22 protein-coding genes and 1 tRNA gene are annotated in these 25,593 nt (G+C 73.5%); 15 read left to right on the forward strand and 8 right to left on the reverse strand.

Translation table 11 applies throughout. The features are described from left to right. The first annotated feature begins 128 nt into the window (after positions 1-128). The 3 genes from DDJ31_RS17795 to DDJ31_RS17805 are packed head-to-tail and all read left to right on the forward strand — an operon-like array spanning position 129 to position 3,559. Positions 129-1,202: a C40 family peptidase gene (locus DDJ31_RS17795; protein ID WP_127179295.1), complete on the forward strand. Its 1,074-nt coding sequence runs from the start codon at positions 129-131 to the stop codon at positions 1,200-1,202. Then, the gene (locus DDJ31_RS17800) at positions 1,199-1,870 is read left to right on the forward strand and encodes a hypothetical protein (RefSeq protein ID WP_127179294.1); all 672 of its coding nucleotides are present in this window, start codon (positions 1,199-1,201) and stop codon (positions 1,868-1,870) included. The genes DDJ31_RS17795 and DDJ31_RS17800 overlap by 4 nt, the downstream gene beginning before the upstream one ends. Before the next feature lie 42 nt (positions 1,871-1,912). Beyond that, positions 1,913-3,559, forward strand: coding sequence for a hypothetical protein (locus DDJ31_RS17805; protein WP_127179293.1), 1,647 nt, complete (start codon positions 1,913-1,915; stop codon positions 3,557-3,559). Between the two features lie 84 nt (positions 3,560-3,643). Here the strand turns inward: DDJ31_RS17805 and DDJ31_RS17810 are convergent, their stop codons facing one another. The 3 genes from DDJ31_RS17810 to DDJ31_RS17820 form a co-directional block, all read right to left on the reverse strand. Beyond that, a complete protein-coding gene (locus DDJ31_RS17810) occupies positions 3,644-4,180 on the reverse strand; it encodes a sigma-70 family RNA polymerase sigma factor (RefSeq protein WP_127179292.1) in 537 nt (178 codons plus the stop codon). Positions 4,181-4,460: 280 nt separating this feature from the next. Continuing rightward, complete coding sequence (locus DDJ31_RS17815; RefSeq protein ID WP_127179291.1) at positions 4,461-4,928, reverse strand: hypothetical protein; 468 nt, start codon at positions 4,926-4,928, stop codon at positions 4,461-4,463. An 850-nt stretch (positions 4,929-5,778) separates the two neighbouring features. Continuing rightward, positions 5,779-6,558 carry a transglycosylase SLT domain-containing protein gene (locus tag DDJ31_RS17820; RefSeq protein WP_240678167.1) on the reverse strand — a complete coding sequence of 260 codons (780 nt, stop codon included), beginning with the start codon at positions 6,556-6,558 and terminating at the stop codon, positions 5,779-5,781. 216 nt (positions 6,559-6,774) lie between these two features. On the opposite strand from DDJ31_RS17820, the gene DDJ31_RS39870 reads away from it, so the two are divergent. The 9 genes from DDJ31_RS39870 to DDJ31_RS17865 all read left to right on the forward strand — a co-directional run bounded on the left by DDJ31_RS39870 (position 6,775) and on the right by DDJ31_RS17865 (position 16,989). Continuing rightward, complete coding sequence (locus DDJ31_RS39870) at positions 6,775-7,692, forward strand: DUF6668 family protein (protein WP_127179289.1); 918 nt, start codon at positions 6,775-6,777, stop codon at positions 7,690-7,692. Beyond that, positions 7,689-7,988, forward strand: coding sequence for a hypothetical protein (locus DDJ31_RS17830; RefSeq protein ID WP_240678166.1), 300 nt, complete (start codon positions 7,689-7,691; stop codon positions 7,986-7,988). The genes DDJ31_RS39870 and DDJ31_RS17830 overlap by 4 nt, the downstream gene beginning before the upstream one ends. A gap of 213 nt (positions 7,989-8,201) precedes the next feature. Next, the gene (locus DDJ31_RS17835) at positions 8,202-8,486 is read left to right on the forward strand and encodes a hypothetical protein (protein ID WP_127179288.1); all 285 of its coding nucleotides are present in this window, start codon (positions 8,202-8,204) and stop codon (positions 8,484-8,486) included. A gap of 24 nt (positions 8,487-8,510) precedes the next feature. Then, on the forward strand, positions 8,511-9,287 hold the full coding sequence (locus DDJ31_RS17840) for a hypothetical protein (RefSeq protein WP_127179287.1): 777 nt from the start codon (positions 8,511-8,513) through the stop codon (positions 9,285-9,287). Beyond that, positions 9,284-10,525 carry a hypothetical protein gene (locus DDJ31_RS17845; RefSeq protein ID WP_127179286.1) on the forward strand — a complete coding sequence of 414 codons (1,242 nt, stop codon included), beginning with the start codon at positions 9,284-9,286 and terminating at the stop codon, positions 10,523-10,525. Before DDJ31_RS17840 ends, DDJ31_RS17845 begins: the two co-directional genes overlap by 4 nt. Positions 10,526-10,686: 161 nt before the next feature. Further along, positions 10,687-12,186: an SCO6880 family protein gene (locus DDJ31_RS17850; RefSeq protein ID WP_127179285.1), complete on the forward strand. Its 1,500-nt coding sequence runs from the start codon at positions 10,687-10,689 to the stop codon at positions 12,184-12,186. 152 nt (positions 12,187-12,338) lie between these two features. Further along, complete coding sequence (locus tag DDJ31_RS17855; protein WP_127182734.1) at positions 12,339-13,841, forward strand: ATP/GTP-binding protein; 1,503 nt, start codon at positions 12,339-12,341, stop codon at positions 13,839-13,841. A gap of 23 nt (positions 13,842-13,864) precedes the next feature. Further along, positions 13,865-15,670: a type IV secretory system conjugative DNA transfer family protein gene (locus tag DDJ31_RS17860; protein ID WP_171480994.1), complete on the forward strand. Its 1,806-nt coding sequence runs from the start codon at positions 13,865-13,867 to the stop codon at positions 15,668-15,670. A gap of 350 nt (positions 15,671-16,020) precedes the next feature. Then, positions 16,021-16,989, forward strand: coding sequence for a hypothetical protein (locus tag DDJ31_RS17865; protein ID WP_127179283.1), 969 nt, complete (start codon positions 16,021-16,023; stop codon positions 16,987-16,989). Between the two features lie 93 nt (positions 16,990-17,082). On the opposite strand, the gene DDJ31_RS17870 is transcribed toward DDJ31_RS17865, so the two are convergent. The 3 genes from DDJ31_RS17870 to DDJ31_RS17880 form a co-directional block, all read right to left on the reverse strand. Then, the gene (locus DDJ31_RS17870) at positions 17,083-18,681 is read right to left on the reverse strand and encodes a glycosyl hydrolase (RefSeq protein ID WP_127179282.1); all 1,599 of its coding nucleotides are present in this window, start codon (positions 18,679-18,681) and stop codon (positions 17,083-17,085) included. A 189-nt stretch (positions 18,682-18,870) separates the two neighbouring features. Further along, positions 18,871-19,353 (reverse strand): DUF4265 domain-containing protein, encoded by a 483-nt coding sequence (locus tag DDJ31_RS17875; protein WP_127179281.1) that lies wholly within the window; start codon positions 19,351-19,353, stop codon positions 18,871-18,873. 200 nt (positions 19,354-19,553) lie between these two features. Continuing rightward, positions 19,554-19,627: transfer RNA gene (locus DDJ31_RS17880), tRNA-Thr, on the reverse strand. 216 nt (positions 19,628-19,843) lie between these two features. Here DDJ31_RS17880 and DDJ31_RS17885 point away from each other — a divergent pair. The 3 genes from DDJ31_RS17885 (at position 19,844) to DDJ31_RS17895 (ending at position 22,660) form a co-directional block, all read left to right on the forward strand. Further along, positions 19,844-20,980, forward strand: coding sequence for an ABC transporter ATP-binding protein (locus DDJ31_RS17885; RefSeq protein ID WP_127179280.1), 1,137 nt, complete (start codon positions 19,844-19,846; stop codon positions 20,978-20,980). Between the two features lie 262 nt (positions 20,981-21,242). Then, entirely contained in the window at positions 21,243-21,710 is a 468-nt protein-coding gene (locus tag DDJ31_RS17890) for a hypothetical protein (protein ID WP_127179279.1), read from the forward strand. A gap of 218 nt (positions 21,711-21,928) precedes the next feature. Continuing rightward, complete coding sequence (locus DDJ31_RS17895) at positions 21,929-22,660, forward strand: nucleotidyltransferase family protein (RefSeq protein WP_127179278.1); 732 nt, start codon at positions 21,929-21,931, stop codon at positions 22,658-22,660. A gap of 159 nt (positions 22,661-22,819) precedes the next feature. Here the strand turns inward: DDJ31_RS17895 and DDJ31_RS17900 are convergent, their stop codons facing one another. Both DDJ31_RS17900 and rlmB read right to left on the reverse strand, forming a co-directional pair. Then, positions 22,820-24,505: a DoxX family protein gene (locus tag DDJ31_RS17900; protein WP_164784942.1), complete on the reverse strand. Its 1,686-nt coding sequence runs from the start codon at positions 24,503-24,505 to the stop codon at positions 22,820-22,822. A gap of 117 nt (positions 24,506-24,622) precedes the next feature. Continuing rightward, on the reverse strand, positions 24,623-25,561 hold the full coding sequence (rlmB, locus tag DDJ31_RS17905; protein ID WP_127179277.1) for a 23S rRNA (guanosine(2251)-2'-O)-methyltransferase RlmB: 939 nt from the start codon (positions 25,559-25,561) through the stop codon (positions 24,623-24,625). Positions 25,562-25,593 lie beyond the last annotated feature (32 nt).

Consider the following 25,593-nt stretch of genomic DNA (forward strand, 5'->3'; position numbering starts at 1 on the left):
CCATGGCGCCTCCTTCGAGTCCGACTCAACGCGCCCATAATACACATGAGTTGACAAGACACAATAAGTAATGATTTTTCAGAAGTGCACCATATAAGGCGGTTTGGGCTGCGCGTTTCCGTGCGCCCATGAGGGGGTCAGGGATGGTCGGCCACACCGCGCAGGCGCGCTCGACGGTTCTGGTCACGGGGCTGTCCGTGTTCGGACTCGTCGGCGGCCTGATCGGGCTCTCCGTGCTGGGAGCCGTGGGCCAGGAGCAGGACACCGGCGACCGGGGGTTCGCCACGACCCTGGACGCGGGGAAGATCCCGTCCGGGTTCGCCCCGTGGATCGAACGGGCCGGGCAGCTCTGCCCCGAGGTCGGTGCGCCGCTGGTGGCCGCGCAGATCGAGGCGGAGTCGGGCTGGAACCCGGACGCGGTCAGCCCCGCGCAGGCCCAGGGCCTCAGCCAGTTCATCCCGGGCACCTGGGCGACCTGGGGCGTGGACGCCGCAGGCAAGGACGGCAGCGACCGACCCGACGGCGTGGCCGACCCGTTCACACCGGGCGACGCCATCATGACCCAGGCGCGCTACGACTGCTGGCTGGCCGGCAAGGTCAAGGACACGGCGGGCCGCGGTGACGTCACCCGGCTGATGCTGGCCGCCTACAACGCGGGACCCGGCGCCGTCGAACAGTACGGCGGGGTGCCGCCGTACCCGGAGACCCAGGCGTACGTCGTACGGATCATCTCGGCGATGGCCCGCTACACCGGCGCCGACGAGGAGCGGCCGGGCGAGAGCGGCGGCGCGTTCGGCGACCGGGTGGTGGCCGCGGCCCGCAAGTGGCTCGGCACCCCGTACGCGTGGGGCGGCGGCGGCCCCGAAGGACCCTCGCTCGGCTTCGCGCAGGGCGGCGGCACGGTCGGCTTCGACTGCTCGAGCCTCGTCCAGTACGCGCTCTACCGGGGCAGCGGCGGCAAGGTGCTGGCCCCCCGGGTCTCCCAACTCCAGGTCCTGGCGGGCACGTCGGTGACCCGCGAGGAGATCAGGCCGGGCGACGTGATCGGGTTCGCCCTGCACGGCAGCTTCGACCACATCGGCATCTACATCGGCGGCGGGCAGTTCATCCACGCGCCCAAGACCGGCGACGTCGTCAAGATCAGCGAACTCGACGACCCCTACTACGCCGGCAAGCCCCAGAGAATAAGGCGGTTCGGATGATCCACCCCCTCGCCCGGCGCACCGCGGCGGCCTCCGCGCTCACCCTCGCCCTCGCCCTCGCGGTCGGCGGCTGCGCACGACCCGGCGACGGCGACGACGCCCGCGCCGCGGGCACGGAGCGCTCGGCGTCCCCGCGCCCCGCGGCCTCCGGCACCGGCCCCTACCCGACGCCTTCCGACCCGGTCGAGGTGTCCGCGCCGCCCGCGAGCCCGGCCGGCACCCCGAAGGGCGGCGTGCCGCGCGCGGCCGACGTGCGGCGCACCGACCCCGACGCGGTCGGGGCGGGCGCGCTCAAGGTGCTGTGGACGTTCGACACGGCCGTCGACGACGGCCCCTCGGCGGCGGGCCTGCGGGCCGCCGACGCGGGCTGGCTGACCACCGGGTACGCGGACCAACTGCGGTCCCGGCGCGCCGATTCGGTGGGCGGCGCCCAGTGGCGGGAGTGGAAGGGGCACCGCGCGTACACCACCGTCGGGCTGACGGCGGCCGACGACGCGGCGCGCCCCGCGGACAGCGGCGACGAGGCGTGGCGGCAGTGGATCGTCACCACCACCCCGCGCGGGCGGGACAATTGGCGGGGCGAGGCCACCACGATCGCCGCGTACGTCCGTCTCACCCGCTCGGGGCCCGGAAAGGCGTGGCAGGTGGCCGGCGTCCAGCTCCAGTAGCGACGCCGCAAGGAACCGCCCGCACACCCTCCGGAGGAGACCGTGACGCACCCGACGTACGACCCCGCCGACGTCCCCGCGTGGCCGGCCTACGAGCTGACCGTGCACGCCGACGGCAAGGTCGAGGCGGCCGGACCCCTGGTGCCCTCCGCGACCCACCCGCACCGGCACGCCGCGATCGGCGCGGTCGTGGAGGCGTCCGCCCGCCTGGGCCGCCCGGTCCGCGCGAAGGCGACGGAGGCGGACGGCACGGTGTGGCACCTGGTGGTGGCGCCCGACGGCTCGGTGGGCGAACTCCCCGCGGGACGGTCGGCGGCGCCGTCCCGCAAACGCGCCGGTAAGTCGTCGTCCCGCGCCGCGCGGACGGCGCCCCAGGCGCCCCCGGCGGCCACCGCGCCCCCGGCCGAGGCGGAGCCCGCCTTCGCCGACGGTCTCGCCCTGGTCGCCGAGCACCTCGAAGCGGGCCGCATCGAGGTGGCCGCGGAACTCGCCGCCCGCCTCGACCGGCGCGCCGCCGACACCCTGGGCGTCTCGCACCCCGACGCGCTGCGCATCCGCGAGGTCCTGGCCCGGATCAGCGCCCTCCTCGGCGACACGGCGGGCGGGGTACGCCTGTTCCGGGACGTCGCCGAACGCTGGCACTACCGGGGCGCCCACGCCGACGCCGAGTCGGCGGCGTCCCGCGCGGTGGCCCTCTGGCTCCAGATCACGGACGTCGACACGGCCCTGGCCACGGGGATGAGCATGGTCCGCATGCGCAACCAGATCCCGGGCGAGAACGGCACGGCCCTGACGGAGGTCCTCACCCACCAGTCGCTGCTGGAGTCCCAGAAGGCGGGGGCGACGGCGGCGACGGGGGCAACGGGGGCGACACGGGAGCCGGCGGTGGACGCGGCTCCGCGGGTGGCGGGCGCGGGGGACGGGACGGCCCAGGAGTGGGCGGGCGCGGGCCCGGTCGGCCCGGTCGGTCCTGACCAGGCGAGCACGGGGTGGGCACAGGCCCCGGGCCCGGAGTCCTCGCCTGCGGACACCTCGTCGGCCGACACCTCGGGCCCCGCTGAGGCCGATCGGCCGGAGACGGCGAGCGCGGTGGCGGCGACGCCGGACGCGACGGCGGACGCGGGGTGGGCCGGGGCCGATCCCGCCGACGCCGCGTGGGTGGAGGCGGCGCGGGCCGTCGGTGACACACCGCCCGCGTGGCTGACGACCGCCGAAGCGGCGGCCGGTCCTGGGCCCGTGGAGAGCGCCCCCGTCGGCGAACCGCCGCTGCCCGCGGGCTCGGAGACCCCGGCGTGGCCGGCCGCCTCCCCCGTCGACGTCACACCGACGGCGACGGAACCCGCGCCCACCGAACCGGGCGGGCCGAGGCCGGTACAGCCCCTGCCGTCCGTGGACGACGGCACGCCCGCGTGGCTGGAAGCCGCTCAGGTCGCCGCCGTCGTCCCGCCCGCGTGGCTGGACGCGGCACCCGAGCCGCGGACCCCCGCGGACCCAACTCCCGTGGCGCGGCCCGCCGTTCAGCAGGCGCCGGCACCACAACCCGAGGCGCCACAACCCGAGGTGCCGCAGCCCGAGATGCCGCAGTCCCCGCAGCCGCCGGCACCGCGGGCGCCGTCGTCCCAGGCGCCCGCGGTCCGTCCCGCGTTCTCGTGGGACCGGCCGGCGCGGGACAGCCGCACCGGCGGCTGATCCCCCGTCATCCTCTGTCGCCCCCGTTGTCCCCCGTTGCCATGCGCTGTCCCCCGTTGTCACGCGCTGTTTCCCGTCACCGCGTCAGGCGGCCGGGCGGTCCCACAGTTGCGAGCGCGCGTCGACCGGCGCGGCGGTGGGCGTCTCCACGACCCCCAGGGCGAGCCGCAGCGCACGCACCGCGTGGTGCAGCCGGGACTTGACGGTGCCCGGCGGCACACCGAGCACCAGCGCGGCCTCACGGGTCGACCGGCCGGTGTAGTACGTCTCGTACAGCACCTCGCGGTGCTTCGTGGACAGCGCCTTGAAGGCGTCCTTCAGGATCATCGACGAGAGCACCAGGTCGACGTCGTCCGACGCCGCGAGCAACTCGTCGAGCCACAGGGTGCCGTCGACCTCCTGCGGACGTGCCATCCGCAGCCGGTACTCGTCGACGACGAGATTGCGGGCCACCCGGAACAGCCACGGCCGCAACGACTGCCCGTCGTCCAGTTCCTGGGTGCGCCAGCAGCGCAGCAGCGCCTCCTGGACGACGTCCTCGGCACGGTGCCGGTCGCCTCCGAGGAGCCGCAGGACATAGCTGTACAGACCTCCCACATGTTCCTCGTACAGAGTGCGCATCGCGCGTTCCCGAGAGCCTGTCGCTCCCGCGGAACCCATCACGGTCCAGCTCAACTTCGTACTCCCTCGTCCGTGACCGCCACGGCGGTCAGGTCTCGGGGCCGGGTACTGCGGCCCCGATGTGCGGGAGTGTGGCGAGGGGCGTTGCATGTCGTGTTGACAGACGGTGGACGGCGTGCTTGACGCGGCCCATTTCGAACAGGCGTACGCGTCGGTAGGGCGCGGCGGGTCTCCGCGGCGCCCTTGTTCCCGTCCGGTCCCGCTGGCCTGGGCCGTTCCCTCAGGCAACACCCGTCACATGGCCACCAGGAGCGTTGGCGAGGCCGTGTATACGTCGATTGACGCGACGCATCAATTCGGCGTCCTCCGGGGCCGGTCCATGCCGTTCGACCAGCGCGGTCCAGAGCCCGAGCAGCGCCTGACCGTGTTCGACCGCAAACGGAACGTCATCGACGAGCCGCCACGCGGCCACCGCCCTGGTCAGCTCCTCGCGGGCCCGCGGATCGGAGCGCAGGAACCGAATTCGGGCCAATTCCAGGCATGTTGTGGTGGCCACCCGATGGTTCTCGCTGCGGTGCGCGACGAACGCCTCCAGCGAGAGCGCCTCCAACGTGTTCGGATGCTCGACCCCGAACGCCCGGACGGTGTGCTCCCGCAACCGGAACGCGAGCGCGGCGGCCCGCTCGAACGACCCGGCGTCGAGCGCCCGCCCGATCAGCCCGACCAACTCGGCCAGCTCAACGGGCACGGCGGAGGAGGGCCCGGAGGAAGCGGGCGGAGCGGACGGGACGGGAGCGGGGGCGACGGGAGCTGCGGCGGGGACGGGATCAGGAACCGGCGCGGGGGCGAGAGTTGGGGCGGGAGCGGGAGTCGGGGCCGGGGCCGGGGCGGGAGCCGGCACCGGGGTGGGAGCCGCAGCCGGGACGGGATCAGGAACCGGCGCGGGAGCGAGAGTTGGGGCGGGAGTCGGAACCGGGGCGGGGGCGGGAGCCGGGACCGGGGCAGGAGCCGGGACAGGCGGCGGAACCGGAGCCGGGGCCGCCGCTTGCAGCGGGGCGGCCGGGTACGCCTCCAGGCCGGGGCCAGGCACAGGCCCAGGCCCAGGTCCGGGTACAGGGCCGAGGTCGTACCCAGGTCCGGGCACAGGCCCGTGCCCGTGCCCCTGTCCCGGTACAGCGCCCGGTCCAGGTCCAGCGCCCGGTCCCGGAACCGCTCCGGACGGGGCAGGGCCCGCGCCCGTCGGCGCGACCGGTGCCTGGACCGGCGTCGCGGGCGGTGCCGTGGGCGTCGTCGGGCCGGGCAGGACCTCGCTTGAGCCGTCGGGCGCCACCGACAGATACGTCGTGCTGCCGTCCGTGGCGTCCAGGATGCGTGCCTCGACCGGCTCGCCGCGCGTCTGCGCGTGGCGCTGCAACGCGTCGAGCACCGCCACATGGACCGGCTCGCCCGCCGGGACGAGGAGGTCCTCGCCGTCGATGAGGGCGCTGCCGTCGGGACGGATCAGTACCTCGAAGGTGCCGCGCACGGCGGCGGTGTCCGGCGCGGACTCGCGCCGCCGGTTGCGCTTGCTGAACACGTGGGTCTCCTCGCTGAGCCGGTCACTCGGCTGGTGGGGATGCCGAGAAGCTGGGGTAGGCCGAGTCGGTCGGGTAGGGCTCGCCGTCCGGTGGCTTGATCGCGCCGCCGTACAGGGCGAACTGGCTCCTGATGCCGGCGATGTACCCCTGCGACCGTGCGGTCTTCGGCACGCCCTTGGCCGCCTTGACCGCGTCGAGGCCGACGTCGTACGCGGTCAGGGTCAGGTCGAGGGAGCCGCCCACCACGGAGCCGTCGGCGAGGAGCTTGTTCACCTCGCCCTCCAGCGAGCACAGGTACCTGCCCTGCGCCCTGATCGAGTCCTCGGCGTCGAGGGCGGACGTCTTGCCGTTGTCGTCGTCGTCCTTGCCGAACTCCTCGAACTTGTCCTTCGGCATCTGGGAGATGCCCTCCCGGCCGTCGGGACCGACCAGGCCCTTGTCCCACCGGGACTCCGCCTGGATCTGCGACGCGATGACGACGGGCCCGATCTGCGTGCACTCCCGGCCGGCCGCCTTGATGGCCTCCAGCAGGTCAGCGGGCACGCTGCCGTCGGCCAACGCCCCCTTGCCGTCGCTCTGGTAGGCCGACTGGACCTGCTGCTGGTCGTAGGAGGCGCCCCCGCCGCCCCCGCCTCCGCCGCCGCAGCCGAAGATGTGGCAGATCAGCACGAGGGGCCAGAGCAGCACGCCGATCGCGCACTGGACGATCACCCCGAGGATGACGATCACGGTGAGCACCAGCCCCATGCAGCCCAGCAGCCCGGTGCCGCCCGCGGCGATCGCCACGGTGGTGGCGTTCATCTCCATGCCGGAGCCCTGTGAATCCCCGCCGGACCCTCCAGGCACGTCTCTCCTCCCCTCCCTTGAACCGGGCCAGCCGATTTCCCGTAGTGGCTGCCCGACGGATCTCCGCGAACTCGATGGCCGCAACGGACACGGCGGCTGATCAGTTCAATCCAGTTCCATCCGGGGTCCGTCGACGTGAACGAGGGAGCACGAGGGAAGAGGTGAACGCACATGGGCGTTCCGCCACCGGCGTCGGGCGATCGCCAGATGTGGGTCCGCGGGCCGACGGCCGGGCAGGCACCCGCGCCGGCACCGACCGCGCCGGCCGCCGACACGGTCGCGCAGCCGACGCCTGCCGTCCAGGCGGCACCGACCGTCCAGGCGGCGCCGTTCGCGCAGGCGCCGCAGGTCGCGCAGGCGCCGCCTGTCGCGCCCGCGCCTGCCGCGCCCGCGCAGGGTGCGCCGACCGGGTACGCCGCGCCGGTCACGCACCAGACCCAGGCACCGTTCGCGCAGCCCGCGCCCGCCGTCCAGGCGCCAACGGCCGTGCAGGCGGCGCCCGTTGCGCAGGCCGCGCCCGCCGCTTACGCGGCGCCCGCCGGGTACGCCCCGCAGGCCGCGCCAGGACCGTACGTCCCGCAGGCCGCGCAGCCCGCGCCCGCGACCACCGCCGCGCCCGGCGACTGGTCCCTGCCCGCCGAGCCGGTGGAGTGGGCGCACCAGGGCGACCAGGGGCAGCACGTCTCCTGGGTCAACGCGCACGGCGGCGCCGGCGCGAGCACGCTGGCGCGCGAGTTCGGCGGCACCGACCTGGGGCGCCGCTGGCCCGACCCGGCCAGGGGCGAACCCGGCCGGGTGCTGCTGGTGGCCCGCACCCACGCCGCCGGCATGCGGGCGGCGTCACGGGCGCTGGACGCGCTGCGCAAGGAGGACCACCCGCCGGGCATCGACCTGGTGGCCCTGGTCCTGGTGGCCGACGCCCCCGGGCGGCTGCCGATCACCCTCGGCCGGCGGGTGCGGGTGCTGCGTTCCGCGACCCGCGTCCACCGGCTGCCGTGGGTGCCCGCCTGGCGTGTCGGCAAGAAGGTGTCGGGCCCGCCGCGCGCGGTCCGCGCCCTCTCCGACCTGGTCGAAGGGAAGAAACGATGAGTCTGTGGGCCGATGGCCCGCCCGCGCCGATCAACCCCTCGGACTTCGCGCCCGAAGGGGACTTCGACTACGCGGGCAACGGCGGTGACTGGCTGATCGCGCTGCTCGCCTGGTGCGTGTCGGCGGCCGCCGTCGCGGGCGTGATCATCGTGGGCACCCAGCTGGCCCTCCAGCTGCGCCGGGGCGAACCGGGCGAGGGCGCCACCTACTTCCGCGGTCTCGCCTTCGTGCTCGGCGCCTGCGTCATCGGCATCTCGGCCGGCCCCGTCGTCGGATACGTGCTGGGCGTGGGCTGAGCGGACAGGACCACTCCCCGCACGCCCGGCCGCAGGCCGTCGCGTCCCCAACCCCGCGCGCGCCACGCGCGGCGCCCGCAGTACAGCAGCTCCCCCGCACGACAGCAGTCCCCGCAGACCTCTCTGTCCCCACACCTCCGCGCACCCCGCGCGAACCCCCAGCCGGACCCGGGCCGAACACGGCGCGGCGCCGCCCTGACATAGGAGATACCCATGAAGGCCGCTCTCTACCACTTCCTGGCCGACGGAACCGTTCCGCAGCCGGGCCGCGACGCGCCCCCGGAGCTGACCGGCGCCGTCAACAAGGTGCTCGGCATCGCCGGTTGGGCGGGCACCGCCGCCGGCGTCGCCGGTGTCATCATCACCGGCTGCATGATGGCCATCTCCATGAAGCGCGGTGAGGGCTCCGAGCACCTCAGCCGGCTCGGCATGGTGCTGGGCGGCTGCGTCCTGGTGGCCACCGCCGGTCCCACCATCGCCTTCGTCTTCGGTAACTGACCGACCGGAGAGGAGACGACCGGCATGTTCGGCACACGGCGCAGACGGCCACAGGAGACCGGGCCCTTCTACAAGCAGAGCAGGTGGGTGCAGTCCGCCCTGTTCATGGCCTTCCTCGTGGTCATGGCGCTGGTGGCGACCGTGTCGAAGGACGGCAGCAAAGAGGTCGCGGCCGACAGCGCCCGGACCCTCGCGGGCGTGCGCGGACCCCTGTCCCCGGGGGATCCGCAGCACGTCCGCACCGGGCCAGGCGGCCGGCCCGTGAACTGCCGTACCGATGACCAGGACACCGCGGTGCCGACCGTCGCACCGCGGGACGTCCGGTGGCGGCAGCTCGGGACCGTCATGCTGCCCGTGTCCCCGAAGGCGGGCCCGCTCAACCTCGACCCGGCGATGTGGTGGTGCTACGCGCACACCCCGCTGGGCGCGGTGCTCGCGGCCCACACCGTGCCGGTGGGGACGAGCGGCGCCGACTGGCGCACCGTCACCGAGCAGCAGGTCGTGCCAGGCGCGGCCCGCGACAAGTTCGTCACGCGCAAGGCGGCGGCCCCCACGACGGACCCGGACACCAGCTCCGCCGGCCGGTTCGCGGGCTTCTCCGTGGAGTCGTACGCGGCCGGCCGGGCGACCGTGGGGCTGCTCCTCACCAATCCGCTCGGCGGCTACCTGTCCACCTCGGTGAGCCTGCGCTGGCGGGACGGCGACTGGAAGGTCGCCCTGCAAGACGACGGATCCCTCTACTCGGCCGCATCGCAGGCGCAACCCAACGGGTTCGTCATGTGGGGAAGCGTGACACGATGATTCTGGCGTACGACGAGAAGAACTGCGGCGGTGGCCTGGACTTCTGGGGCATGTTCACCGACCCCGTCGGCAGCATGATCAGGATGGTCGCCAAGATCGTCATGTCCGGTGCCCTCGGACTGTTCGACGCCGCCTTCACCGGCGTCGCGTCGGACGACGTGGACGCCTCGAACATCGTCAGCCGCGAGACCCAGTGGATCGTCGTCTACATGTCGATCGGCTCGCTGCTGTTCGCCGCCATCAAGATGGCCATCGACCGGCGCGGCGAGTCCGGCACGCTGGCGATGAAGGGACTGGTCCGGGTCGCGCTGGTGAGCGTCGTCGCGACCACCGTGATCGACACGTTCGCCGTCCTGATGGAGCGTTACTCCAGCTATCTGCTGCGCAAGAGCCTCAATGAGATCCTGAAGGGCATCGACTGCAGCGGCAGCGTGCCGGACTTCGTGCTGCTGATCGTGGGCTGCCTGCTGATCATCGCCGCCATCATCCAGATGATCCTGCTCTGGATCCGGCTCGGCGTGATGGTCCTGCTGATGGGCACGCTCCCGATGGCCGCCGCCGCGTCCATGACGGAGTGGGGCGGCACCTGGTGGCGCAAGCACCTCGGCTGGATGCTCGCCTGGCTGCTGTACAAGCCGGCCGTCGGGCTCGTGATGTACACCGGCGCCACCATGATCAGCAAGGCGAACAACCAGACCAACACCCAGATCGCCGGCATGGCGATGCTGCTGCTGTCCGGGATCGCCCTGCCCGCGCTGCTGCGCCTGGTCGTCCCGGCGACGGCGGCGCTGGGCGGCGACTCGGTCGGGGCGGCCACCATGGGCGTCGCGGGCGGTATCGCCTCCGGCGCGAAGTCCGTCGGCCAGGCCGCGGGCGGCGCCGCCGCGAGCAGCGTGCCCGGCGGTATGGGTCCCTCCGGTTCGGACGGCAGCAGTTCGTCGGGCAGCTCGGGCAGTTCGGGCAGCTCCGGCAGTTCCGGCGACGGCGGCCGCGGCGGCTCGTCGGGGCAGGGCGGCGGCCAGGGCGGCTCGTCCTCCGGGGGCGGCGGCTCGCAGGGCGGCGGAGCCGGCGGGGGCGGCGGCGGAGGTGCCGCGGCCGGCGGCGGCATGGCCGCGGCGGGCGCCGCGGCCGGTGTGCTCGCCGCGGGCCACATCGCCAAGGAGGTCGCCAAGGGCGCGGCCAACGTCGCCAAGAGCGGGGTGGAGGGCGCCAACCGCGAGGGCGAACACCACCACTGACCCGCGGGTGCTGACCGGCCGGGGCCCCCGGGCCCCGGCCACCCTCGCCCTCCGGTCGGGACGGCCGCACCGGTCCCGCCCCGACCACCCGATCTCCCGCCGCCCCGCCCCCCGCGGGCCGGGCGGCGGTCCCCTCAACGGAAAGGGAAACAGGTACCCCCATGGCTACCGAAGCCGCCGCCCTCGTCGAACCCACCTACGGGAACTGGCGCAGGCCCAGGCGTCCGGGCCTTGGATCGCTCGGTCTCCTCGGCACCGTCACGGTGTTCGGCGGGCTCGTCATCACGCTGCTGGTCTCGCTGATCTCGCTGATCGCCGCGATCACGGTGCTGATCCCGCTCGCCATGTTCCTGCTGCCGCTGGCCATCCGCACCCAGGACGGGCGCAACATCTACCAGCTGATGGCCCTGCGCGTCGGCTGGTTCCAGCGCAAGGCCAAGGGCTCGACCACCTATGTCTCGGGCCCGCTCTCGCAGCGGCCGGGCGGCCGGTTCCGGCCGCCCGGCCTGCTCAGCCGGGTCACCGTCACCGAGGGCCGGGACGCCTACGACCAGCCGTTCGGCGTGCTGCACCACCGCAGCCGCAACCTGTACACCATCGTCCTGACCTGCGAACCCGACGGCGGCTCGCTCGTCGACCCGGACCAGGTGGACACCTGGGTGGCGTCCTGGGGCGGCTGGCTGGCCCGGCTCTCCCACGAACCCGGCCTGCGCGGCGCCGCCGTCATCATCGAGACCGCCCCCGACACCGGTTCCCGGCTCGCCAACGAGGTGCTGCCGCGGATCCAGGACAACGCGCCCGAGGCCGCCAAGGCCGTGATGCGCGAGGTCGTCGACCGCTACCCGGCCGCGTCCTCCGAGATGCACACCTACATCTCCCTGACGTACGGCACCCCGCCCGGCCAGAAGCGCCGCATCGAGGACGTCATCACCGACCTCGCGATCCGGCTGCCCGGACTCCTCTCGGGGCTGGTCAGCGCGGGCGGCGGCCCCGCCTTCGCGCTGTCGGCCGAGCGCATCGCCGAGGTCGTCCGGGTGGCGTACGACCCGGACGTGGCGGGCGACGTCCTGGAGGCCCGCGCCCGCTACGGCTCCACCGGCCTCGCCTGGGAGGACGCGGGACCCACCGCCACCGTCGAGAAGGTCAACTCCTACCAGCACGACTCGGGTGTCTCCCGCACCTGGATGCTCACCCTCGCCCCGCGCGGCACGGTCCGCTCCAGCGTGCTGCGCGGACTCCTGGAGGCGTCCCCCGGCACCCGCCGCAAGCGGGTGGCGCTGCTGTACCGCCCGATCGACCCGGCGACCTCGGCGCGCATCGTCGAGGCCGACCGGCGGGCCGCCCAGTTCATGGCGACGTCCCGGCGCGGCATGGTGCAGGCGCGGGCCGCGACCGAGGTGCGGGCCGCCGAGCAGACCGCGGTGGAGGAGGCGACCGGCGCCGGACTCGTCGAGTTCTCGCTGATGGTCACCGTGACCGTGGACAGCGACTCCGAACTCGCCGACGCCAGCGTCGCGGTGCGCAACCTGCTGGCCTCGGCGCGGCTCCTGATGCGCCCGGCCGACCGGATGCAGGCGGCGGCGTTCAGCTGCACCCTGCCCGCCGGGATCCTGCCGTGGGAGCACACCCTCGTGCCGCGTGAGCTGAAGGAGGCGCTGTGAGGTCCAAGACCAAGGACAGGTCCAAGACCAAGGCCCAGGAGATTCCGGGCGGGCCGCTGCCCGACGAGGGCACCGGGCCGCCCCCGGTGCGCGAGAGCGCCAAGAAGAAGCCCCCGAACAAGAACAGGCCCGACCGGGAGCCCAAGGAGCCGCTGCCCCCGGCGCGCGGCTGGCACGGGCCGGGCGGCGGCCAGATCGGCAACCTCGACCCGCCGACGATGTGGCGTGCCACCACCGTCCAGGCGTGCGGCCTCTGGCCGTTCGCGGCCGGCTCGGGCGCCCCCATGACGGGCGTGCCGCTCGGCCAGCACCTGTTCACCGGCGCGACCGTGTGCGGGGACCCGCTGTCCTGGTTCACCCGCGCCCACTACATCTCCAACCCGTCGCTCTTCATGCTCGGCATGCCGGGTCTCGGCAAGTCCACGCTGATCAACCGGATGCTGATCGGCCTGGCCGCCACCGGCGTCGTCCCGCTGGTCCTCGGCGACCTCAAGCCGGACTACGCGGACACCGTGCGCGCGCTGGGCGGCCAGATCATCTCCATCGGGCGCGGCGCGGGCGGCATCAACATCCTCGACCCGGGCGCCATGGGGGCGGCGGCCGTGCGGATCGGCGGCGAGGCGGGACGCCTGCTCGCGGCCGAGGCGCACGGCCGGGTCCTCAACGTCGTCGCCGCGCTCATCACCATCGTGCGCAACCGGCCCATGGACGACCACGAGCAGTCCGTGCTCTCGGCCGCCCTGCACCATCTGCGCGAGCGCACCCCGCCCGGCACGGCGCCGCTCCTGCCCGACCTGCTGCGGGTCCTCACCGAGGGCCCCGACCGGGTCCGCGCGGTGACCCTGGACCGCGGCGACGACACCCGCTACCGGGACGCCGTCGACCCGCTGCACCGCTCGCTGCTCGGCATCCTGGACGGCCCGCTGGGCGACACGTTCGCCTCCGAGACGTCCACCCGCATCGACCTCAACGCCACCGCCGTCTGCATCGACATCTCCCGGATCGGTGAGGCGGACACCCAGCTCACCGCGGCGGCGATGCTCGCCGCCTGGTCCGACGGGCTGGGCACGGTCGCCGCCTCGCACGCCCTCGCGGACGCCGGGCTCACCCCCAGGCGCTGGTTCTTCACCGTCCTGGACGAGCTGTGGCGCCCGCTGCGCGCGGCCAGCGGCATCGTCGACCGCATCGACGCCCTGACCCGCCTCAACCGCACCCTCGGCCTGGGCGACGCCAAGATCACCCACACCCTGAAGGACGCCGAGGCGCTCGGCACCGACTCCGACCGGGCCAAGGCGCGCGGCTTCGTCGAACGCGCCGGCATGGTCGTCGTCGCGGGGCTGCCACGCCAGGAGATGGAGGAGCTGGGCCGGATCGTCGGCCTGACCCGCCGGGAGATCGCGCTGGTCTCGTCCTGGTCGTCGCCGCCCGGCTGGGCCGCCCACGGCGACCGCGAGGAACCGCCGGGCCGCGGCCGCTTCCTGATCAAGGTCGGTGGCCGCCCCGGCATCCCGATCCAGGTCGCGATCACCGACACCGAACGGCACCTGCACGACACCAACAAGCGCTGGGTGCCCAACGACCGGGCCGCCGAGCACGCGGCCGAGCACATGCGCCGGCTCACCGAGGTGAATCCGAACGGGGGGTGGAACGCGTGAGTTCGACATCGGCCAAACGCGGCATGCAGGGCGGTGAGTTGGCGCCCTGGGCCATCGTGGCGGTGGCGGCGGTCGCGCTCCTGGTCTTCGGGGGCGTCTGGCTCGGCGGCACCCTGGGCGCCGCCGTGAGCGGCGGCGGCTGGCAGCCGCCGCCGTTCAGCCTCGCCACCTTCGGCACCCTCCTCGGCGAAGGCCCCGAGCCGCTGTGGCCGGGCGCGTCACCCGCCGCCGTCCTCACCGGCGTCGGCGTGCTGTTCGGCGCGGTCGTGGCGGCGGGCGTCCTCGCCGCGCGGGCCGTGCTGCGCTTCACGTCCCGGCCCAAGGGCCTCGCCGGGAAGCGGGAGTTGGCGAGCATGTGCCCGGAGGGCATCACCGCCCGCGCCCGGGAACTGCGCCCGTCGCTGGCCGGCCGCACCCAGCTCCACCCGGACGAGACCGGCAACCTCCTCGGCGACCTCGACCCGAGCGGCCCCGAACTGCGCTCCTCCTACGAGGACGTGGAGCTTGACCTGATGGCGCCCCGGGCCGGCAAGTCCACCGGCATCGCCGTGCCCCGGGTGCTGCGCGCCCAGGGCGCGGTGCTGCTCACCTCCAACAAGTCGGACGTGTACTCCGTCACCCGGGCCGCGCGGGCCGAGGCCGGCCGGGTGTGGACGTTCGACCCGCAGGGCATCGCGCACGCGCCCCGCGAGATGTGGTGGAACCTGCTCGCCGACTGCCACACCATCGAGGGCGCCCGCAGGCTCGCCGGGCACTTCGTGGCGTCCGTCAACGACGACCAGTCGAAGAAGGACTTCTGGATCTCCGCCGCCCAGAACACCCTGACCGCGCTGTTCCTGGCCGCCGCCCGCGGCCAGGCGTCCGTCCTCGACCTGCTGGCCTGGCTCGCCGACCCGGCCGACCGCACCCCGGTCGACCTGCTGCGCGACGTCAACATGGTCGCCATGGCCGAGCAGTTGCAGGGCACCGTGCGCGGCGCCGTGGAGACCCGCGACGGCATCTACGAGACGGCCAGGCAGTGCGTGGCCTGTCTGCTCGACCCGGAGATCGTGGCCTGGGTGACGCCCGACCCGGCGCTCCCCGAGTTCAAGCCGCACGAGCACGTCCTCGGCAAGGACACCCTGTACCTGCTGTCGAAGGACGGCGGTGGCTCGGCGGCCGGTGTCATCGCGGGCCTCGCCGACGCGACGATGCGCGCGGGCGTCGTCGCCGCCGAACGCATGGGCGGCCGGCTCGACCCGCCGATGACCGCGGTCCTCGACGAGGCCGCCAACGTCTGCCGGATCTCCGATCTCCCGGACCTCTACAGCCACTTCGGCTCCCGCGGCATCAACGTCGTGACCCTGCTCCAGAGTTACCGGCAGGGCAGCCGGGTGTGGGGCGAGGCGGGCATGGACGCGCTGTGGAGCGCGGCCACCGTCAAACTCCTCGGCGCGGGCCTCGACGACGCGGACTTCGTGGAGAAGGTCTCCAAGCTCGTCGGCCAGCACGACGTGCGTACCCCGTCCGTCTCCAAGGGCAAGGAGGGCACCTCGCGGTCCTACTCCTACCGCCAAGACCAGGTGCTGCCCCCTGACCGGATCCGCGCCCTGCCCAAGGGCACCGCGCTGCTGCTCGCCACCGGTGTGCGGCCCGCGCTGATCCGGCTGCGCCCCTGGTACAAGGAGCCGGGCGCCGACATCATCTCGGCGGCGGCCAAGGCGGAGACGGCGGCCATCACCGCCCGCGCGACCCAGGCGTGGGCCCTGATCCACCCGCCCGCGGTCGAGGACAGCGGCAGCAGATGGGCCAGGGGAGCGGTCACCCTGGACAAGGGCGCCACGGGCTAACCCGGCGGGGCCCGGGGAGAGGGCCCACTGTCTGCCCGGGAAGAGGAGAGGGGGAGGGGCCGGAGGCGGGATCACCCGCCTCCGGCCCCTCCCCTTTCCCCCCTCCCGCCGCCCGCTGTTCCCCCCTCCCGCCGCCCGCTGTTCCCCCCTCCCGCCGCCCGCTGTTCCCCCGTCCGCCGCCCCCTGTTCCCCCGGACGGGGGCCCCGCCCGCACCCCGGGTGAACCCTTCGCGGCCGGTGTCCGTTGGGGTCGCAACGACAGGTCGAGACGACCACCGTTGGCCGGCAGCCGTCCGGACCCGTGCGAGAGAACGTCGCGGGCGGACCGGCCCGACCGGAAGGGCTCTGACATGTGGAACTTCCAGCGCGCGCCACGTCGTGACCGGCGGGACACCCCGCGCGACCCCGAGTACGCCTTCTTCTCCGTCGCCGAGGGCGCGCTGTTCCGGGCGCAGGTCCGGGCGGCCTTCGCCGAGCAGGGGCTCGAGGTCACCCTCCGCTCCAAGGTGGCGGGCGACAGCGCCGGACGCCACTTCGGCCTCACCCACCTCGCGTCCCTGTGCCATCACGACCCGGGCGGGACGAAACGGTGGCCCCGGCTGATCCGCGAGCGCGTCACCGCGCTGCTGCGGACCGTCGACGGGCCGTCCCCGCTGGAGACGCTGGCGCCGAACCAGCTCCGCGCCCGCCTCCACCCCCTCGTCGTCGCCCGGGACCTCGTCGGGCCGCGCTCCGCCCGCCACCGGCACGTCAGGGACGTCGCGCCCGGCCTGTGCGAGGTGCTCGCGCTCGACCTGGACGAGGGCGTGATGACCCTCACCGACGACCGGCTGGCATCGCTGGGCGACCTCGACGGGCTGCGCGAGCGGGCGCTCGCCAACCTGCGGGCGCTGCCGGTGGAGAACCACACGGTGTGGCGGGGCGCGGGCAGCATCCGCTTCGACGTGGTGCGCTGCGCGTCGTCCTTCACGTCCAGCAGGGTGCTGGCCCTGGACGGCCTGGTCAGCGACGTCACCGGGGCGGAACCCGGGCCGGACGGCGCGCTCGTGGCACTGCCGCACCGGCGCGCTCTGGCCTTCCGGGTCGTCGAGTCGCCGCGCGACAGCAGCCTGGTCGGCACCCTCAACGCGCTGTCGGCGTTCGCCCAGGCCGACTTCGCGGCGGCCAAGGACCCGGTCAGCCCCGACGTGTACTGGTGGCACGGAGGGGTCCTCACCCGGCTGATCCGGCACGACGCGGGGCGTCCCGAGTTCACCGAGGACGGCGCCTTCGAGAAGCTGGTGCGGCGGCTCGCCGAGCACGGCGCCGACGGGTACTGAGCGGGCGGGGCCCGGCGCGGACGCGAACGCCGCCCCGGTCGGACGTGCACCGGGGCGGCGTGGCGGCGGGCGTGAACCTCCCGCGAGGGTCGGTCAGTTGGCGTCGTGGTAGGCGCGGCCGCTGTTGTTGGCGGTCGCACCGTCGTAGAGGCCGGTCGGGCTGGTCTGCTTGTTCAGCGCGAACCAGGCGTAACGCTCGACGAAGTCAAGGCTGTTGAGCATGTGCGTGGACGCCTTGATGAAGTCGGTCTGCTCCTGCTCGCTGGGGTAGCGGGGGGTGGGCTGGGAGAAGTCGATGAGGGCGTACTCCGTCAGCCAGACCGGCTTGTGGTAGCGGTCCCACACGGCCTGGATGTAGCCGCGCAGCTGATCGGTGGCGCCGGGACCGAAGTCACCGCCGTACCAGTGCAGCGGGATGAAGTCGACGCGCAGCCCGCGGTCCGAGGCTCCCTTCATGAAACGGTCGAGCCAGCCGCCCTCGACGTCCGCGCCCGAGGCGACGGCCGGAGCACCGAGGCGCAGCCCGGTCTTCTCCAACTGCGGCCACAGGTCGAGCGCCTGCTCGGGGCTCATGTTGGACTGGGAGCCCGAGTCGGGCTCGTTGAAGCCGAGGAGTTCGGTGCCCTCCTTGCTGGCGGCGCCCAGTTCGGCGTCGGTGACGGACCCCGGGCCCCAGAGCATCGGGACGTACTCGACGCCCTCGGGCTTGGCGACGGCGCCGCTGGAGGACGCCCAGTTGTAGTACCAGCCGGCGCCGGAGTCGGCGAGCGCCTGGGCGGCGCCGTCGACCGGGTTGAGGCTGACGCCCTTGCGGGCGGTGGGCGCCACCGGGGCGCCGGCCTCGGGGCGGCTCTGCTCGGGCGCGGGCTCGACGACCGGCTGGGGCGCCGGGGCGTTGCCGTTGCCCTCGAACGTCACCGTCATGCCGGTGCACTTGGTGCACTGGTACACGGTGTGGTTGCCGGGCTCGGTGTCCTGCTTCGACCAGGCGTACGCCTTGGGGCACTTGCCGGTGACGGCGTCGCTGTAGGGGGTCTTGGCGTCCCGGTTCGGGTTGACACAGACCAGCGCCTTGCCGGTGGCCGGGTCCTTGGTGAGGTTGTCGGCCGGGCAGGCCGACAGCAGGTCGGTGGCGCAGCCCGAGACGGCGCACTCGCCCTCCTCGGGCGGCGCGACGTCGTTGGGGGTGATGGTGACGGGCACCGAGACGGCGTTGACGTAGCTGACGTCGTACCAGGGTGCCAGCGAGTCCGACGGGTCGAAGTTGAACTCGGCGAGGCTCGTGGGCTGTTCGCCGGTGGAGCAGTGGTCGGCGTAGGGACCGCAGTCCCCCACCGCGCAGTGGAAGGTGCTTCCCTCGTCGCCCGAGCAACCCTGGCGCGCGAAGAACGTGCCCCGCCAGTGCCCGGCGCCGGACCGCTCGGGAATGGTCAGGGTGGCCGACTGCCCGGGATCGAGCACCGGCAGCCCGGTGATCTGGTTCGAGCCGTCGGCGTTGACCGTGCTGCCGACCCAGACCTTGCTGTCCGTCTTGTTCTGCAACGTGATGGTGTGCTCGCCGTCGGCGCCCGCGAGCACCCCGTCATCGGAACCCGAGGAGCGGAACGAGGAGGCCGCGGCGGTGGCGGCGACGACTATCAGTAAGAACGCGAAAAGTAGTGACCGTCTGCGCGGGAACCGCGGAAAACGCATGGAACGTGCCTCTCGATTCGTAAGTGCGTCGGTCGAGACGGCGATCGGCAATCGCCTGCGTACGCACGACGGATCGATCAGCCCGAAGGTTCACCACAGCCACGAGCAAACGGACCACCGGGGACGAGGACCCAGCGGGCGGACGCCGGCACGAACCCCGGCAGGTTGAGTCGAGCGGGCGCGGCCGGCTCAGAGGGCCTTCTGCCAGGCGGAGGTGACGCACCCTTCCTCCCACTGCCACCACTCCTGTGCCGCACCGTGTTCCAGCAGCTTCCGTATCTCCGGCAGGTCCGCTTCCGGGGGGACGTCCAGCGCCACCATGCGGAAGTGCTGGATGCCCTCGCCGGTCGCGCCGAGGCGGTGGAAGGAGTCCAGCACGGTCTGCCGGGCAGCAGCCGAGCCCTCGTCCCTCAGCACGATCAACCGGATCGTGCAGTTCCCCGACGGCTGGACGGTCTCCCGGGCGTAGAGGACACCATCGTCCTCCAGCTCCACTCCGACGATGTCCCCGCAGGCGACTCCTCGCACGAACCACGGCGTGTTGTCGAGCCGTGCGGTGCCGTCCCCGAGCCGCACCGCCCAGAGACTCTCGACGCCTGCCGGGGGCCAGCCGTCCTCGTCCACGTCCAACCTGAAGTGGACCTTCACATGGGTGTCACTGATGTTCGTCACGGCACCATCGTCCACACCGCACGCGGCGACCCCGCTCCAGGTGTCACCGTCGCGACCGGTCGGGCCGTCGCGCGGGCGGGGCCGGGAAGGCCACCCCCGGAAGCCGAGGAACCAAGGGCCTCTGAGCGCCTCCACTCACACAGAAGCCCGGCAAGTGATCCCTCGCCGGGCTTCATGACGTCTGACCTGGGCCTGGGTTGAGCCCCCTGTCGGATTCGAACCGACGACCTTCGCTTTACAAGAGCGGCGCTCTGACCAGCTGAGCTAAGGAGGCCTGCGTGCCCGCTTCGGTGGGCGTGCCCGAGCAGTGTACCCAGGTCCGCGGGACGGCCCGTCGAAAATTTCCGCGAAGTTCACATGCCCCGGAGTACTGACAGATCAGGCGAACGCCAGGTACCGTCCTGACCCAGTTCACCCATGTGGACTACACCAACCACCTTCCTACTCGGATCGTCCGGCACGTTCCTGCCGGTAGAAGGGGGCCTTCACCATGGCCACTGTTACGTTCGACAAGGCGACCCGCATCTACCCGGGCTCGGAGAAGCCCGCCGTGGACGCGCTGGAGATCGACATCGCGGACGGTGAATTCCTCGTCCTGGTCGGCCCGTCCGGCTGCGGAAAGTCCACCTCGCTGCGGATGCTCGCGGGTCTCGAGGACGTGAACGGCGGCGCCATCCGCATCGGCGACCGCGACGTCACGCACCTCCCCCCGAAGGACCGGGACATCGCCATGGTGTTCCAGAACTACGCGCTGTACCCGCACATGACCGTCGCCGACAACATGGGCTTCGCCCTGAAGATCGCCGGCGTCAACAAGGCGGACATCCGCAAGAAGGTCGAAGAGGCCGCGAAGATCCTCGACCTCAGCGAGTACCTGGACCGCAAGCCGAAGGCCCTCTCCGGTGGTCAGCGCCAGCGTGTCGCGATGGGCCGCGCCATCGTCCGTGAGCCGCAGGTCTTCCTCATGGACGAGCCGCTCTCCAACCTGGACGCCAAGCTCCGCGTCTCGACGCGTACGCAGATCGCCTCGCTCCAGCGCCGTCTGGGCATCACGACCGTCTACGTCACCCACGACCAGGTCGAGGCCATGACGATGGGCGACCGGGTCGCGGTCCTCAAGGACGGTCTGCTCCAGCAGGTCGACTCGCCGCGCAACATGTACGACCGCCCCGCCAACCTCTTCGTCGCCGGCTTCATCGGCTCCCCCGCCATGAACCTGGTCGCCGTCCCGATCACCGACGGCGGCGTGAAGTTCGGCAACAGCGTCGTCCCGGTCAGCCGTGACGCCCTCAAGGCCGCCGCCGACAAGGGCGACACCACGGTCACGGTCGGCGTCCGCCCGGAGCACTTCGACATCGTCGAGGAGGACGGCTCGGTCGCCGCGACCCTCTCCAAGGACAGCGACGACGCCCCGGCGGGACTCGCCGTCTCGGTGAACGTCGTCGAGGAGCTGGGCGCCGACGGCTACGTCTACGGCACCGCCGAGGTAGGCGGCGAGACCAAGGACCTCGTGGTCCGCGTCGAGGGCCGCCGGGTCCCGGACAAGGGCACCACGCTGCACGTCGTGCCGCGTCCGGGCGAGATCCACGTGTTCTCCACCTCGACGGGCGAGCGCCTCACCGACTGATCCCCGCACCCGTTCCCCGAGAGGGCCCCGCGACCTGTCGCGGGGCCCTCTCGCGCGTCCGCCGCGGGGCGGAGGTGCGAGAGGAACCCGGCCTGCCGCGCGATACCCGTCCCGTGCCCGCCCCACACCTGTCGGATACCCCGGCAGACCGGACGTTTCGAGCAGTGTGCGTCAACCCGTTACCCGAAAAGAGCCACCACTTCGTCCCCCGAATTGGTGACTAAATGTCGCCAAATCATCACCGGGCGCTACCCTCACTCGCGTGAAGCACTCCACTAACCAACAGACGCGACGCGGCCAGGGCCCCGCCCGCCGGATCGGCCGCTCCCTCGCCCTCGTCCTGCCCGTCGTCCTGGTGCTCTCCGGGACCCTCGCGGTCACCCGGGTCAACTGGTCTGGAGACCCATCGACCTCGGTGCTCACCGCCTCGGACTCCTCCGACAGCACCGCCGACACCTCCATGGACGACAAGCCGGCCAAGCGGGCCGCACAGGACGTCCTGCGCGACAAGCTGCTCGCCGAGCTGCAGGACGAGAACCCGGGCGTGGTGCTGACGCACCTCCAGCAGGCCGTCACCGAGCGGCCCTCGCTCGCCGAGCACTGCGTGTCCATCGCGCGCGCCCTCGGCCGCGCGGCGGTCCGGGTGTACGGGCCCTCGCGGGCGCAGTCGTACGCCCGCCCGGTCTGCGACACGTCCTTCGCCACCGGCGTCGCCATGGCCCACCGCTGAACGCCGTCCCCGCCCCTCCTCCGCTCCAGGAGGAGGGCCCGAGCCTTGTCCCCGGTGCCGGGCGCCGGGAGCCTGGAGGGCCCGCCGAGGGCCGTGACGGCCGCCAGGGGCGCCGAGCGCGCCGGTGACGCCCCGGCCACCGTCCGGGCGGGCGACCGCGGGTCAAGGAACCGTTCCCGGCGCCGGGGCCGTCGTCCGCGCGCCGTACAGTTCGGGGCATGACCGATCCGAGCGCCGCGTCCCGCCCCGTCCAAGCCGTGGTCCTGGCCGGCGGCCAGGGGTCGAGGCTGCGCCCCTACACCGACGACCGGCCCAAGCCGATGGTCGAGATCCCCGGCACGGGGACGCCGATCATCGGCCATCAGCTGACCTGGCTCGCCGAAGAGGGCGTCACCGACGTCGTCATCAGCTGCGGCCACCTCGCCGACGTCCTCCAGAAGTGGCTGGCGGCGGCGGACCTCCCGGTGCGCGTCACGACCGTCGTCGAGGAGGAGCCCCTCGGGCGCGGTGGCGGCCTCAAGTACGCCGCCGCCCACCTCCCGCACCCCGAACTGCCCTGGTACGCCACCAACGGCGACATCTGGACCCGTTTCTCGCTGCGCGACATGGCGGACTTCCACGCCGAGCGGGACGCCGTCGCCACCCTCGCGCTGGCCCGCCCGCGGATCCCGTGGGGCGCCGTGCAGACGGACGGCTTCGGGCACATCACCGACTTCATCGAGGCGCCGCCGTCGACGTTCGAGATCAACGCCGGCGTCTACGTCTTCTCGCCCGCCTTCGCCGGGCTGCTGCCCGCCCGCGGCGACCACGAGCGCACGACGTTCCCGCATCTGGCCAGGCAGCGGCGGCTGGCCGGGTTCCCGCTCCCGCAGGGCGCCTACTGGCGGGCCATCGACACCGCGAAGGACCTCACCGAGGCGGCCAAGGAGCTTGCGGCACAGGGGCGTTGAACGCCCTGTCCCGGTGATCCGCTCCCTCGCCCACCGGACTCCCGCTCGCCTGGAGCCCGTCGCACACCAGAAGGGTCCCGCGCCGTACGCGCGGGACCCTTGTCGTGGGCGGTGGTGTTCAGCCGGTGGGCCTGCCCAGAATGCCGCCCACCGGCTGCGTCACCCCAACAGGCCGCCCACCAGGCCGGGTTGGCCGGTCGAGGAGGAGCCGGTGCCGGCGTCGCCGCTGCCGCCGGTCGAGCTGGTGGAACCGGTGGAGCCGCCCGACGTCGGACCCGAGCTGGTGCTCGGGGCGCCGCCGCCCGCGGGGGACGACTGCTGCGGCGGGGCCTGCCCGGCCGACGTCGCGCCCTGCGTCTGGCTGGGGCGGCCGCCGCCGGTCGTGGCGTCACGGGCGGCGCCCGGGGTGGCCGCGGCGCCGGACGGCGTGGAACCGGCCGACGTGGCGCCCTGGCTGGGCGTCGAGACGGCGGACGGCGCCGTCCGCTCCGGCGTGCCGGGCTCCTCGGGGAGCGGCGAGCCGGGCATCTGGTTGCGGGGCGTCTCCCCGGGACCGGGGACGACGATCCGGTCGGCGTCCCGGACGGCGCCGCCGAGCAGCGAGCCGAGCAGCAGGGTGATCCCGACGACGATCGCGGTGACCAGCGCGCCGCGCCGCAGCACGAAGCTGCGCAGGTCCCAGATGTCGGCGCGGGGCCCGAGCCGCCGCCAGGCGCTGCCCGCGAGCCTGCCGTCCACCGAGTAGACGGGGGCACCGGCGATGATCAGCGGCGACCAGGCGGCGAGGTAGATGATGTCGGGCGCGTCGTAGGCGGGGACCGTCTTCCAGCTGACGGTGACGATGAGTGCCGTCGACAGCAGCACACCGCCCGCCGCCGCCACCCGCTGCCAGCAGCCGAGCACCGTGAGGACGCCGACGAGGACCTGCGCGAAGGCGATGACGAGCCCGGAGCCGACGGGGTGGTGCAGGGCGAACTGGCGCAGCGGCTCGGCGACTTCCCACGGGTGCAGGGTGTTGAGCCACTTCATCATCGAGCCGCGCTTGCCGCCGTCGAAGTAGACGGGGTCGCACAGCTTGCCCATGCCGGCGTAGATGGAGATGAAGCCGAGGAAGATGCGCAGCGGCAGCAGCACCACGCCCAGGTTCATCCGGCGGCCGGGGTAGTAGGCGTGCCGGGCCGGGTCGTCGCCGTAGCGGCGGGAGCGCCTGCCCCCGGTCGCCGCCGGGGCGTCCTGGTCGTCGTCCTCCGTGAACCGCGGCTCCCCGTAAGGGGGTTGTTCGTCGTAGGCGCTGCCGACGGTGCGCATGGGGGGCAGCAGGCGGCCACCGCCCGCGCTCTCGCCCGAGGTGCGCTGGGGGCCGACGACGGGGTTCTCGACGGTCTGGTCGAGCTGCTCGTAGACGTCGTCGTAGCCTCCCCCCAGCCCCTGCTGCCCGACGCGCGGGATGACCTGGGTGGCGCCGGCGTCACCCGACCGCTCGTCGGGGTGCCGGACGCTGCCGCCCCGCACGGCCTGCAGGAGGCGGTGGGCGCCGGTGTCGTCCGGGGCGGACTTGCCGCTCCAGACGACCGGACGGCGGCGGGCGCCGGCGGGCGCGGCGCCTCTGTTCGCCGGGCCGGCGGCGCCCCGGGCGATGTCGTCGGCGCCGGTCAGGGTCCGCGCGGTCCGCGAGGTCGGGGGGCGCCGCGCCGACGCGCCCAACTGCACGCGGAAGCTCGCGTGATTGACGATGACCTGCGCCGGATCGCTCGGCACCTTCACCATGCTCAGCGCGGGAGCGTCGTCGAATCCCGACGAGCGGTCCCCCGTGGGTGTGCGGGGTGTTCTGGTGTCCACACTCATCTAACCGAGTGACGTCTCTTTAGGACACTGCTTTGACCCGCCGGAAGTGTCCGGACCCCGTCAAGCTCGGCCGGGACGCCGGGATTGACCCGCCCGGGTGAGGGCGGGCACATCTGTTCAGCCGCGTCGGCGTGCCGCCTCGTACAGCACGATGCCCGCCGCCACCCCGGCGTTGAGCGACTCGGCGCCGCCCGGCATGGGGATCCGCACCCGGTGGTCGCAGGTCTCCCCGACCAGCCGGGACAGGCCCTTGCCCTCGCTGCCGACGACGATGACGACCGGGCCGTGCAGCGCCGCGAGGTCGCCGACCTCGGCCTCTCCGTCGGCGGCGAGGCCGACGACCGTGATGCCGGCCTTCTTGTACGCCTCCAGGGCCCGCGTCAGGTTGGTGGCACGGGCGACCGGGGTACGGGCCGCGGTGCCGGCCGACGTCTTCCAGGCACCGGCGGTCATGCCGGCCGCGCGCCGCTCGGGCACGACGACACCGTGGCCGCCGAACGCGGAGACGGACCGGACGACCGCGCCGAGGTTGCGCGGGTCGGTGACGCCGTCGAGGGCGACGATCAGCGGGTCCTCACCGGCGTCGTACGCGGCGCTCGCGAGGTCCTCGGGGTGCGCGTACTCGTACGGCGGGACCTGGAGGACCAGGCCCTGGTGGTTGAGGTTGTTGGTCATGCGGTCCAGCTCGGGGCGCGGCGCCTCCATGAGGTGGATGCCGCCGCGCTCGGCCGCGAGCTGGAGCGCCTCGCGCACCCGCTCGTCGTTGTCGATGAACTGCTGGACGTAGAGCGTGGAGGCGGGCACACCGCCGCGCAGCGCCTCGACGACGGGGTTGCGGCCGACGACCATCTCGGAGGTGCCCTTGCCGCCGCGGCGCGGCGTGGGCCGGCGCACGGCCTGCCTGGCCTGGGCGTTGGCGACGCGGTTCTTCTTGTGTCCCTTGCGCATGTCGGCGGGCGGGGTGGGGCCCTTGCCTTCGAGGCCCCGGCGCCGCTGGCCGCCACTGCCGACCTGCGCGCCCTTCTTGCCGGACATGCGGCGGTTGTTAGCGGCCATGACCTACCTGTCTGTGGGAGACGTGCGTGTGT

It is taken from the genome of Streptomyces griseoviridis (assembly GCF_005222485.1).
GTDB lineage: Bacteria > Actinomycetota > Actinomycetes > Streptomycetales > Streptomycetaceae > Streptomyces > Streptomyces hintoniae.

Bases quoted from the DNA above. Each gene is read 5' to 3' on its own strand.
- DDJ31_RS17840 (WP_127179287.1), top strand. From the start codon at position 8,511: ATGTTCGGCACACGGCGCAGACGGCCACAGGAGACCGGGCCCTTCTAC.
- rlmB (WP_127179277.1), bottom strand. From the start codon at position 25,561: ATGGCCGCTAACAACCGCCGCATGTCCGGCAAGAAGGGCGCGCAGGTC.
- DDJ31_RS17900 (WP_164784942.1), bottom strand. From the start codon at position 24,505: ATGAGTGTGGACACCAGAACACCCCGCACACCCACGGGGGACCGCTCG.
- DDJ31_RS17885 (WP_127179280.1), top strand. From the start codon at position 19,844: ATGGCCACTGTTACGTTCGACAAGGCGACCCGCATCTACCCGGGCTCG.
- DDJ31_RS17850 (WP_127179285.1), top strand. From the start codon at position 10,687: ATGGCTACCGAAGCCGCCGCCCTCGTCGAACCCACCTACGGGAACTGG.
- DDJ31_RS17835 (WP_127179288.1), top strand. From the start codon at position 8,202: ATGAAGGCCGCTCTCTACCACTTCCTGGCCGACGGAACCGTTCCGCAG.
- DDJ31_RS17810 (WP_127179292.1), bottom strand. From the start codon at position 4,180: ATGCGCACTCTGTACGAGGAACATGTGGGAGGTCTGTACAGCTATGTC.
- DDJ31_RS39870 (WP_127179289.1), top strand. From the start codon at position 6,775: ATGGGCGTTCCGCCACCGGCGTCGGGCGATCGCCAGATGTGGGTCCGC.
- DDJ31_RS17845 (WP_127179286.1), top strand. From the start codon at position 9,284: ATGATTCTGGCGTACGACGAGAAGAACTGCGGCGGTGGCCTGGACTTC.
- DDJ31_RS17795 (WP_127179295.1), top strand. From the start codon at position 129: ATGAGGGGGTCAGGGATGGTCGGCCACACCGCGCAGGCGCGCTCGACG.
- DDJ31_RS17820 (WP_240678167.1), bottom strand. From the start codon at position 6,558: ATGAACGCCACCACCGTGGCGATCGCCGCGGGCGGCACCGGGCTGCTG.
- DDJ31_RS17870 (WP_127179282.1), bottom strand. From the start codon at position 18,681: ATGCGTTTTCCGCGGTTCCCGCGCAGACGGTCACTACTTTTCGCGTTC.
- DDJ31_RS17800 (WP_127179294.1), top strand. From the start codon at position 1,199: ATGATCCACCCCCTCGCCCGGCGCACCGCGGCGGCCTCCGCGCTCACC.
- DDJ31_RS17895 (WP_127179278.1), top strand. From the start codon at position 21,929: ATGACCGATCCGAGCGCCGCGTCCCGCCCCGTCCAAGCCGTGGTCCTG.
- DDJ31_RS17865 (WP_127179283.1), top strand. From the start codon at position 16,021: ATGTGGAACTTCCAGCGCGCGCCACGTCGTGACCGGCGGGACACCCCG.
- DDJ31_RS17860 (WP_171480994.1), top strand. From the start codon at position 13,865: ATGCAGGGCGGTGAGTTGGCGCCCTGGGCCATCGTGGCGGTGGCGGCG.
- DDJ31_RS17830 (WP_240678166.1), top strand. From the start codon at position 7,689: ATGAGTCTGTGGGCCGATGGCCCGCCCGCGCCGATCAACCCCTCGGAC.